Below are 11,000 nucleotides of genomic sequence, written 5' to 3'. Positions count from 1 at the left end.
GATTGACTTGAGCTCACTGAAGCTGATTGACTTGAGCTCACTGAAGCTGATTGGCTGGCGCTCGCTGAAGCGGACTGACTCGAACTTACTGATGCTGATTGACTCGAGCTTAATGAGGCTGATTGGCTGGAGCTTGCAGATGCAGATTGACTCGAACTCAATGATGCGGATTGGCTGGCACTCAATGATGCAGACTGGCTAGCGCTGACTGAAGCGGATTGGCTCGCGCTGGCTGAAGCGGATTGACTGGCACTTACTGATGCAGATCGGCTTGAGCTGACTGAGGCAGACTGACTTGCGCTCACTGACGCTGACTGACTTGCACTTGCAGATGCAGATTGACTCGAACTCGCTGAAGCAGACTGACTTGCACTCAATGATGCTGATTCACTTGCGCTCACTGAAGCGGATTGGCTTGAGCTTACGGACGCAGACTGGCTGGCACTCACTGAAGCGGATTGGCTCGAACTTACTGAAGCGGATTGGCTGGCACTTACCGAAGCTGACTGGCTGGCACTCAATGATGCAGATTGACTCGAGCTTACTGAGGCAGACTGACTTGCGCTCACTGATGCTGATTGACTTGCGCTCGCTGAAGCGGATTGGCTAGCACTTACTGATGCTGACTCACTTGCACTTAATGATGCAGATTGACTCGAGCTCGCTGAAGCGGATTGACTCGAGCTTACAGATGCAGATTCGCTTGAACTTACTGAGGCGGATTGACTAGCACTCAATGATGCAGATTGGCTGGAGCTTACTGAGGCGGATTGACTAGCACTTGCTGAAGCAGACTGGCTATTACTTACTGAAATTGACGCTTGATTTGGCGTGATTTGTCCATTAAATGTATCTGAAACCAAACCATCCACTGTCGTACTTGCAGTCACCGGTCCACTAGGAAGTCGTCCTCCATTACGATCATATACCTTCTTCAGCTCATTTGCAGTAAAGGTTACACTAGTCGAGCTCACCGTTGCTTGTTTGGTGAACGTCTCCCCTGCAATTGTAAGAGTAACAGTCCCATCTGGAGCAACCCCATCTACCGTAATCGCTTGATTTGAGAGCCCACCTTTTTCGTTAAGATATTGATTCTCTATCCTTGGCGTCTGAGGGCGCACAGTAAAGCTCACGTCAATTTCATCCGTACTTCCATCTGGATAAGTTACCACCGCTGTCAAAGTATGCCGACCAGCAGACAAATTCGTATTGGTTCCAGATTTCCAAGTATAGGTTGTTCTAGTTCCCTTAGTAATTCCTGTAGTAGGTAATTCTGGTGTCCCTGTAGCATTCGTGATGTACTGACTGGCTTCACCAACAGAAACAGTCCCTGAATTGGCCGTTAGAGTAAAGTTTCGATTCACCTCAGCATTGATAGCTGGTTCGTACTTTTCAGACTGAGCATGGACTTCAAATTGAATTGCGGCAGGGTTGGCTGTTAAATCTTTTACAAGACCTACGTCAGTAGTATTTCCGCTAAAATTACCTTCCTGATCATAGGTGAAAACATAACGAGTCCACAAACTATTTACTGCTTGATTTTTTCCAACAGAACCCGTGATTGAAACGGTGAAAGGATTTGATGCTGTAGCATTTCCATCTTTGGCTAGTTTATTTGTCGGAACAATCATACTGATACTTTGACCATTACTCGTAGTGAATGAGACAACAGTTGAAGTAGCCGGATAGGCCGCGGGAACAGCAGTAGGAACAAATTTTGCATGTTCAATTCGACCACTGTTATCAGTAAACTCAATGGTCCCAGAAAAATTTTCTTCTCGATAAATTTTAAATTTTTGTCCTTCTAGAACTGCGCCACCTGTAACGGTTATTTTCTGAAGTTCTGGCTTCTCTGTATCCCTAGCAGCTCTGAAGCTAGCGGTATTTGAAGCTTGGGTCAAAGCTTGTCCGTTTCTGCTGTCACGAAGTCCAGACTTGGCACGTAACACAGCATTTGCAATACTATTTCGAGCTTCTATAGCTTTTTGTAGGATAGGGGCAAGGTCAGAAGCTTCCCCTTTCAAGACTTCTGCTATCTCATTCTTCGCTAGACTAGCCTTCGTGATCGCCTCATCCGAGTTTGGAAGCCCCTGAGCTTGAGCTAGAAACTGCCCAATCTCAGCAGACAAGGCCTCTAATTTCTTCCGTTTTTCTTCACTTTGCTTTTCTGTCAAGGCTACAGAAGTCATTGTGAAACTCGATTCAGCCGTCACACCTTCATTCTTTACACGACCAGACTGACTTTGAGGCAAGGATTCTGTAGAAAAATCAACTGCTTTTAATTCTTTCGAAGGTTGTGATTCTTTCACTGTCTCCCGAGCTGACTCACTTGCTTGGTACTGACTTTGAACACCAACTGAAGCTCTCTCTGACAGATTACTATTCGCTTGATTTTGTGTCCCAAGGGATTCACTTGAACTAGCAGTTACACTTTGACTGTTTGCCAAGGATTGACTAGTGGAAGCAGATTGGCTCATCGACTGGCTCACGCTAGAAGAGTTTGAGGCACTGATAGACTGGCTCGTAGAGGCAGATTGACTGGCGCTCTGCGAATTGAATTCTGACAATGACTGGCTTTGACTGGTAGACAAAGACAAGCTAGCAGCATCTTGATGATCCTGTGTCGTCCCTAGCACTACTGAATCTCTCGTCGCCAGGGTATCTTTTGATTCGACAGTCTTTTCAACAGCGACTGCATCATTGGCATAAACACGCGTTTGCGTCGCAGCAAAACCACCTAAAATCGTACCCGTAGCTGCTATCCCTTTCAAGACATCCAAGCCGGTCAACTTCTGACCTCCTTGCTTTTCAACCATTTCTGTCTTTACTTGGCTCGCATCCGCACTTCCACGCATCACCTTAAATAAGCCAAAAAGGGAAGTCGAGGCCCGTAGCCAATGCTTCCCTGATTTGATTAATTTGAACCGAGTTACACGGTCTGTTTCTCTATATTCACCCTTCTGGCGTCTAAAAAACATGTTACTTCCCTCTATATGAAAAAGAATTTATTCACCTATAAAATACTATCTTCTTATTATATACCAAATATACCGACAATTCAATATCTATAATATATCCTAAAGAAAGAAAATGATTTCAAAAATAACTTGATTTCAAATCTATTCTGTTTTTTCAATATAATCTTCATTTTATTGTTCTGTTAATATATTTTATTTATTTTTTAACCATTTCTATATGCTTTAAAAATTGAGCAAATAATTCCAATCACTCAGGGAATTGATTTTTATTCAAAATATAGAAAAAGTCCATGAATCAATAGCATCCACAGACTTTTAGGAGTAGAGTATTTAAAGGCAGTTTCACAAATGAATCAATGAAGCCGGTAGCCGAGGTAACTTTCTATCCTTTCCAACGAAAAAATCCACGAATCGAAAGCATTCGCGGACTTTTCTTACAACGCATTTAAGAAAAATGCCATACTAATTAATAGCCGTAATCTACGACACGAAGAGGCGAAAACGATTATTTTTCGCCGATGAATTAGTGAGGCAGGTTGCTAGCCCTCTCACTACCCGTTACAACGGAAAAATCCACGAATATTATCGATTCGTGGATTTTTCCTAGTGAAGCGTTTAGGTAAGCCGATTTTACACTACGACACGGAGTTTGGCAAATCGGTTCTATTTGCCAAACGTAGTTAGTAAGGCAGTTAGCTAGTTCGCCAAATAGCGACTAGCGTCCAACAATTAGGAACTAAAGTTCCTAATTGTTGGTGCTGAGTTACATTTTTTCCTCCAACTCTACATCTGGATACTTATCCGCAAACCAGCGGAGGGCAAAGTCATTTTCAAAGAGGAAGACTGGTTGGTCAAAACGGTCTTTGGCCAAGATATTGCGGCTTGAGGACATCCGTTCATCCAAGTCCTCAGGCTTGATCCAACGAACGGTCTTTTTACCCATCGGGCTCATGACTACTTCCGCATTGTATTCGCCTTCCATGCGGTGCTTAAAGACTTCAAACTGGAGTTGTCCGACAGCTCCTAGCATGTACTCACCAGTTTGGTAATTCTTGTAAAGCTGAATGGCTCCTTCTTGCACCAATTGTTCGATACCCTTGTGGAAGGATTTTTGTTTCATAACGTTCTTAGCAGAAACTTTCATGAAAATCTCAGGGGTAAAGGTTGGCAGTGGTTCAAACTCAAACTTGTTTTTTCCAACCGTCAAGGTGTCTCCAACCTGATAAGTACCGGTATCGTAAACCCCGATGATATCTCCTGCAACAGCGTTTGTCACATTCTCACGACTTTCCGCCATAAACTGGGTGACATTAGAAAGCTTGGCAGTCTTCCCAGTACGAGGCAGATTGACACTCATTCCTCGCTCAAACTCACCTGATACGATACGGACAAAGGCAATGCGGTCACGGTGACGAGGGTCCATGTTGGCTTGGATTTTAAAGACAAATCCTGAGAAATCCTTATCATAAGGATCCACAATTTCGCCATCTGTTTTCTTGTGGCCATGTGGTTCTGGAGCAAACTCAAGGAAGGTCTCAAGGAAGGTCTGCACCCCAAAGTTGGTCAGGGCTGAACCAAAGAAGACTGGCGTCAGTTCTCCTGCAAGAATAGCTTCTTCTGAAAATTCATTTCCCGCTTCTTGCAACAGTTCGATGTCGTCCTTAACCTGAGCGTAGAAAGGATTGCTGCCAAAAAGCTGGTCACCTTCTTCTAGACTAGCAAAACGCTCATCCCCTTTATAGAGCTCTAAACGTTGGTTATAGAGGTCATACAAGCCCTCAAAAGCTTTCCCCATCCCGATTGGCCAGTTCATTGGATAACTTGCAATACCTAGGACTTCTTCTAGTTCTTGCAAGAGATCTAGTGGTTCACGGCCATCACGGTCCAGCTTGTTCATAAAGGTAAAGACTGGAATGCCACGGTGCTTCACAACCTCAAACAATTTCTTGGTTTGGGCCTCGATACCCTTGGCAGAGTCAACGACCATGACCGCAGCATCCACCGCCATCAAGGTACGATAAGTATCTTCTGAGAAGTCCTCGTGCCCTGGTGTGTCTAGGATGTTCACGCGCTTACCATCATAGTCAAACTGCATAACAGATGACGTGACCGAAATACCACGTTGTTTCTCAATATCCATCCAGTCAGACTTTGCAAAAGTCCCTGTTTTCTTCCCTTTTACGGTACCAGCCTCACGAATCTCGCCCCCAAAGTAGAGCAACTGCTCAGTGATGGTTGTCTTCCCCGCGTCCGGGTGGGAGATGATGGCAAAGGTACGGCGTTTCTTGATTTCTTCTTGAATAGTCATAAGTTCTCTTTCTTTGATTCTCTATTTTTAGTTGTTTCAGTAGCTAAGAATGATGTTTACATTGGATTTTACCATTCCTTTCAACTCTCCATTATATCGGATTTTGGGGAGTTTTTCAATTGCTCGTCTGATGAAAAAGTAAGCTAGAGTACTGATTTTACCTGATTTCTATTTTCCCACCGTTTCTTGAACAAGATATCAAAAAGAACCAGAGCCAGTGAGAGGATGACGGACACAAGGAGATATTTTAACCACAAGGGCGCATCCGGAATAAAAGGTGTCTTGTTTAACAAACCATAATTTCCACCTGTCACCTGATTAACACCAACTAGAAAGAGATTGAGAATAAAGGTATAGGCCACAATCATATATTTCTTGAGCAGACTCTTGTCATAGTGATTCATCAAGTAAACCAAGGAATTCACTAGAAGGGCATAGTGCCCTATCAAAAATGAAAAACTGGTGATATGGGGGAAATCATAGGGATCAAAAACCGGGTAAACCAAGGCAAAGACCGCTCCACTTGCTCCTAAGAGGGCAAAATATTGCTTGCTCCGCCATTTATCGGGCAAGAAAACCACCGCAAACATAGCCAAACGGCAATGGTAAAATGGAAGGCTGTTAGAAAATGGAATCCCAAAACCAACATACCAACTATATAGGGCAAGTAACTGGAGGATCTGAATCCCCTTAAACAAGCGGACAAATTTCGGATTTTTGTGATAAGCAAGTGCTCCATAAATACAAAGCACTAAGACAAGCATCATAATCCCATACCAAAAGAGCGAAATGGGAGGAGGAACCGTTTGAGATCTGGTGATAAATTGATGGAACATATTTCTATCCTAACTCTTATTTTTTCTATTCTCTAGTTTAACCATTATAGCGAATTAAAAGCGATTTTTCAATTTCTATTTCTTTTCAGTTTGGCTCCCTTATTTATAGGAAAATATGGTAAAATAGAACAGACTAAAAATCATCATTTCACGAAAGGATGCAAGATGAAAATTACGCAAGAAGAGGTAACACACGTTGCCAATCTTTCAAAATTAAAATTCTCTGAAGAAGAAACTGCTGCCTTTGCGACAACCTTGTCTAAAATTGTAGACATGGTTGAATTGCTAGGCGAAGTCGACACAACTGGTATCGCACCTACTACGACCATGGCTGACCGCAAGACCGTACTCCGCCCTGATGTGGCCGAAGAAGGAACAGACCGTGACCGCTTGTTTAAAAACGTACCTGAAAAAGAAAACTACTATATCAAGGTACCAGCTATCCTAGATGATGGAGGAGATGCCTAATGACTTTTAATAACAAAACGATTGAAGACTTGCACAACCTCCTTGTATCTAAGGAGATTTCAGCTACTGAATTGACACAAGCCACGCTTGAAGATATCAAGTCTCGCGAGAAAGCTATCAATGCTTTTGTCACTATCGCTGAAGAACAAGCCCTTGCTCAAGCTAAAGCCATTGATGAAGCTGGAATTGACGCGGATAATGTCCTTTCAGGGATTCCACTTGCTGTTAAGGATAATATCTCTACTGACGGTATCCTTACAACTGCAGCCTCAAAAATGCTTTACAACTACGAGCCAATCTTTGATGCGACAGCCGTTGCCAATGCAAAAGCTAAGGGTATGATTGTCGTCGGAAAGACCAACATGGACGAATTTGCCATGGGTGGATCCGGTGAAACTTCTCACTACGGTGCGACTAAAAATGCTTGGGACCAGACCAAGGTTCCTGGTGGTTCATCAAGTGGTTCTGCCACAGCCGTAGCCTCAGGACAAGTCCGCTTGTCACTTGGTTCTGATACTGGTGGTTCCATCCGCCAACCTGCCGCCTTCAACGGGATTGTTGGTCTCAAACCAACCTACGGAACGGTTTCTCGTTTCGGTCTCATTGCCTTCGGTAGCTCATTAGACCAGATTGGACCTTTTGCACCAACTGTTAAAGAAAATGCCCTCTTGCTCAATGCGATTGCCAGCGAAGATGCTAAAGACTCTACTTCTGCTCCTGTCCGCATTGCCGACTTTACTTCAAAAATTGGTCAAGACATCAAGGGAATGAAAATTGCTTTGCCTAAGGAATACCTTGGTGAAGGGATTGACCCAGAGGTTAAGGAAACCATTCTGAATGCCGCCAAACACTTTGAAAAACTTGGTGCTATCGTCGAAGAAGTCAGCCTTCCTCATTCTAAATACGGTGTTGCCGTTTACTATATTATCGCTTCATCAGAAGCCTCATCAAACTTGCAACGCTTTGACGGTATTCGTTACGGCTACCGCGCAGAAGATGCAAGCAACCTTGATGAAATCTATGTAAACAGCCGTAGCCAAGGTTTCGGTGAAGAAGTGAAACGCCGTATCATGCTTGGAACATTTAGCCTTTCATCAGGTTACTATGATGCCTACTATAAGAAAGCTGGTCAAGTTCGTACCCTCATCATCCAAGATTTCGAAAAAGTCTTTGCGGATTACGATTTAATCCTAGGACCAACTGCTCCAAGCGTTGCCTATGACTTGGACTCCCTCAACCATGACCCCGTTGCCATGTACTTAGCTGACCTTTTGACCATCCCAGTCAACTTGGCTGGTCTTCCAGGAATTTCTATTCCTGCTGGATTTGCTCAAGGTCTCCCAGTCGGTCTCCAATTGATCGGTCCTAAATACTCTGAGGAAACCATTTACCAAGTTGCTGCTGCCTTTGAAGCAACAACAGACTACCACAAACAACAACCCGTGATTTTTGGAGGTGATAACTAATGAACTTTGAAACAGTCATTGGACTTGAAGTCCACGTAGAGCTCAACACCAATTCAAAAATCTTCTCACCAACTTCTGCCCACTTTGGAAATGACCAAAACGCCAATACCAACGTGATTGACTGGTCTTTCCCAGGAGTTCTGCCAGTTCTCAATAAAGGTGTTGTCGATGCTGGTATCAAGGCAGCTCTTGCCCTCAACATGAATATCCATAAAAAGATGCACTTTGACCGCAAGAACTATTTCTACCCTGATAATCCAAAAGCCTACCAAATTTCTCAGTTTGATGAGCCAATCGGTTTCAACGGCTGGATTGAAGTGGAGCTAGAAGACGGTACGACTAAGAAAATCGGTATCGAACGTGCTCATCTAGAGGAAGATGCTGGTAAAAACACCCACGGTACAGATGGTTACTCTTATGTTGACCTCAACCGCCAAGGGGTGCCATTGATTGAGATTGTATCTGAGGCTGACATGCGCTCGCCAGAAGAAGCCTATGCTTATCTAACTGCCCTCAAGGAAGTCATCCAGTACGCTGGTATTTCTGACGTTAAGATGGAAGAAGGTTCCATGCGTGTGGATGCTAACATCTCCCTTCGCCCTTATGGTCAAGAGAAATTCGGTACCAAGACTGAGTTGAAAAACCTCAACTCCTTCTCTAACGTCCGTAAAGGGCTTGAATACGAAGTCCAACGCCAGGCTGAAATCCTTCGCTCAGGTGGTCAAATCCGCCAAGAAACACGCCGTTACGATGAAGCTAACAAGGCAACCATCCTCATGCGTGTCAAAGAAGGTGCTGCAGACTACCGCTACTTCCCAGAACCAGACCTACCACTCTTTGAAATCTCAGATGAGTGGATTGAGGAAATGCGTACAGAATTGCCAGAGTTTCCAAAAGAACGCCGTGCGCGCTACGTATCTGATCTTGGCTTGTCAGACTACGATGCTAGCCAGTTGACTGCAAACAAAGTCACTTCTGACTTCTTTGAAAAAGCTGTTGCCCTCGGTGGCGATGCCAAACAAGTCTCTAACTGGCTCCAAGGTGAAGTCGCTCAGTTCTTGAACGCTGAAGGTAAGACACTGGAACAAATCAAATTGACACCAGAAAACTTAGTAGAAATGATTGCCATCATCGAAGACGGCACGATCTCTTCTAAGATTGCCAAGAAAGTCTTTGTCCACCTGGCTAAAAATGGCGGTGGCGCGCGTGAATACGTGGAAAAAGCAGGCTTGGTGCAAATCTCTGATCCAGATGTTCTGATTCCAATCATCCACCAAGTCTTTGCGGATAACGAAGCTGCCGTTGCCGACTTCAAGTCAGGTAAACGCAACGCAGACAAGGCCTTCACAGGATTCCTTATGAAGGCAACCAAAGGACAAGCCAACCCACAAGTTGCCCTTAAACTCCTTGCACAAGAATTGGCGAAGTTGAAAGAAAGTGAGTAATTTACTCTTTATACACTTTTTTCTACTTTTAAGACGAGAATGAGACAAGGAGAATAAATGAACAAATTTTTACGATTGCTATTTGTCTTAGTCATCATCGCTATGTTAGGCGCTTCTATACTACAAATTTTCTTTCCATCGTACATGGGAAGCCACTCCGGGTACGGAATATCTGCTGGTTGGCAACGAGAAATTGGAATATGGAATTTAGCTGTATTGATTATTATTCTCGCTATCAATATTAAATACGATTGGTTCTATCTACGAATCGCACTTCTTGCTCTCATTATTGGCGGAATTGGAATAGGAACAAATCACTTACTCAATTATATGGAGTATCACTCTCCTGTAAATGCTATCGGTGCTTTTGAAAATTACTTGCTAGCAATAGGATGGATTGTGGGATGGCTCATCGAACGCCATTCCATAAAGAAGCTAAATGCTAGTAAATAACGCCTAGTATATCTTAGATGATTTTTAAAGGTTATTAAATAGTTTAATAATCATTCGAATTCAGAATTCTACCTTTTCAATCATATAGTTAGGAGACACATGAAAAAGTTTTACGCTCTTTTAATGACCTGTTTATTACTTGTTTTTCTATCCGTGCCTCAAATCGTTGATGCGGGTGTCGGACATTCCAGAAGTGGAGGGAGCAGCCGCAGCAGTAGCCGCTCAAGTGGAGGTGGAAGTCGTTCTGGCGGATCATCCTACCACTACTACCGCTCTGGATACGGATCATCCTCTAGTAGCTCTACCAACTCATTCGAAATGGGATTGGTATTCCTGATTGTCGCAGGAGTTTTCCTAGTTAGTATCTTTAAAGCCTCGAAGAATAACTCAGAAGATTCAAGTTCAACAGACACTAGTAATGATTCTCAAACGCTCCATCGTCGAGTTGAACACAACACACGGGCCATTAGTCTTGTGAAATACGGAGATCCAAACTTTGACGCGGAAGCTTTCACATCTTGGGTTAAGGAAGTCTACCTTAAATTGCAGGTTGCCTGGACTGAGAAAAATTGGAACTCTGTCCGCGCTTTAGAAAGTACCAGTCTCTACTCCCAACACAGTGCCCAACTCGAAGACCATATTCGTGCTAAAACAACTAATGTTTTAGAGAAAGTTTGTATCGAAAATGTTCGCATCAAGGAGTTCATTGAAAATCCTGACGGAAACGATACCTTAGTGGTGATTCTATCATCAATTTTACGAGACTATGTCATTGACGATGAGACTCGCCGTGTCCTTGAAGGAGATCCTAAAAAAGATCTCTTCACCGTGTATCAATTAAACTTTATCCGTCAACACGGTAGCCAAACGCAAGCAGTCAATCCAGACGAAGTTGTGAGCGACCACTGTCCAAACTGTGGCGCCCCTTTGAAAATCTCTGCAGTTAGCGAGTGCGACTACTGTGGTGCCAATCTCTCTCGCAGTCCAAACCAATGGGTACTCGATACCTATGATGTTGTGGATGAAGACGAGCTTTATAATTAGGA

Annotated in this window: 8 protein-coding genes; 5 read left to right on the top strand and 3 right to left on the bottom strand. The window is 43.7% G+C overall.

All coding sequences use genetic code 11. From position 1 onward, the window contains the following. The 3 genes from B7717_RS05470 to B7717_RS05460 all read right to left on the bottom strand — a co-directional run. Positions 1–2,978, bottom strand: a 2,978-nt coding sequence (locus B7717_RS05470; RefSeq protein WP_142357883.1) for an accessory Sec-dependent serine-rich glycoprotein adhesin, incomplete at its 3' end; no start/stop codon positions are given. Between the two features lie 763 nt (positions 2,979–3,741). Next, on the bottom strand, positions 3,742–5,286 hold the full coding sequence (locus tag B7717_RS05465; protein WP_084944345.1) for a peptide chain release factor 3: 1,545 nt from the start codon (positions 5,284–5,286) through the stop codon (positions 3,742–3,744). A gap of 143 nt (positions 5,287–5,429) precedes the next feature. Further along, positions 5,430–6,122 (bottom strand): YwaF family protein, encoded by a 693-nt coding sequence (locus tag B7717_RS05460; protein WP_084944344.1) that lies wholly within the window; start codon positions 6,120–6,122, stop codon positions 5,430–5,432. A 165-nt stretch (positions 6,123–6,287) separates the two neighbouring features. Between B7717_RS05460 and gatC the strand changes: the two genes are divergently transcribed. The 5 genes from gatC (at position 6,288) to B7717_RS05435 (ending at position 10,998) form a co-directional block, all read left to right on the top strand. Next, complete coding sequence (gene gatC, locus B7717_RS05455) at positions 6,288–6,590, top strand: Asp-tRNA(Asn)/Glu-tRNA(Gln) amidotransferase subunit GatC (RefSeq protein ID WP_049484281.1); 303 nt, start codon at positions 6,288–6,290, stop codon at positions 6,588–6,590. Next, positions 6,590–8,056: an Asp-tRNA(Asn)/Glu-tRNA(Gln) amidotransferase subunit GatA gene (gene gatA / locus B7717_RS05450; RefSeq protein ID WP_084944343.1), complete on the top strand. Its 1,467-nt coding sequence runs from the start codon at positions 6,590–6,592 to the stop codon at positions 8,054–8,056. The genes gatC and gatA overlap by 1 nt, the downstream gene beginning before the upstream one ends. Then, positions 8,056–9,501, top strand: a complete 1,446-nt coding sequence (gene gatB, locus B7717_RS05445) for an Asp-tRNA(Asn)/Glu-tRNA(Gln) amidotransferase subunit GatB (RefSeq protein ID WP_084944342.1) — start codon at positions 8,056–8,058, stop codon at positions 9,499–9,501. Before gatA ends, gatB begins: the two co-directional genes overlap by 1 nt. 57 nt (positions 9,502–9,558) lie before the next feature. Further along, complete coding sequence (locus B7717_RS05440; RefSeq protein ID WP_001031998.1) at positions 9,559–9,954, top strand: hypothetical protein; 396 nt, start codon at positions 9,559–9,561, stop codon at positions 9,952–9,954. Positions 9,955–10,053: 99 nt separating this feature from the next. Next, positions 10,054–10,998, top strand: a complete 945-nt coding sequence (locus B7717_RS05435; protein WP_084944341.1) for a zinc-ribbon domain-containing transport protein — start codon at positions 10,054–10,056, stop codon at positions 10,996–10,998. The last annotated feature ends 2 nt before the right edge of the window (positions 10,999–11,000 follow it).

Origin of the sequence: Streptococcus oralis subsp. oralis, assembly GCF_002096495.1 — a bacterium.
Classification (GTDB): domain Bacteria; phylum Bacillota; class Bacilli; order Lactobacillales; family Streptococcaceae; genus Streptococcus; species Streptococcus oralis_CU.
The sequence above is the reverse complement of the archived record's forward strand: the minus strand, read 5'-3'. Positions and strand labels throughout refer to the sequence as shown.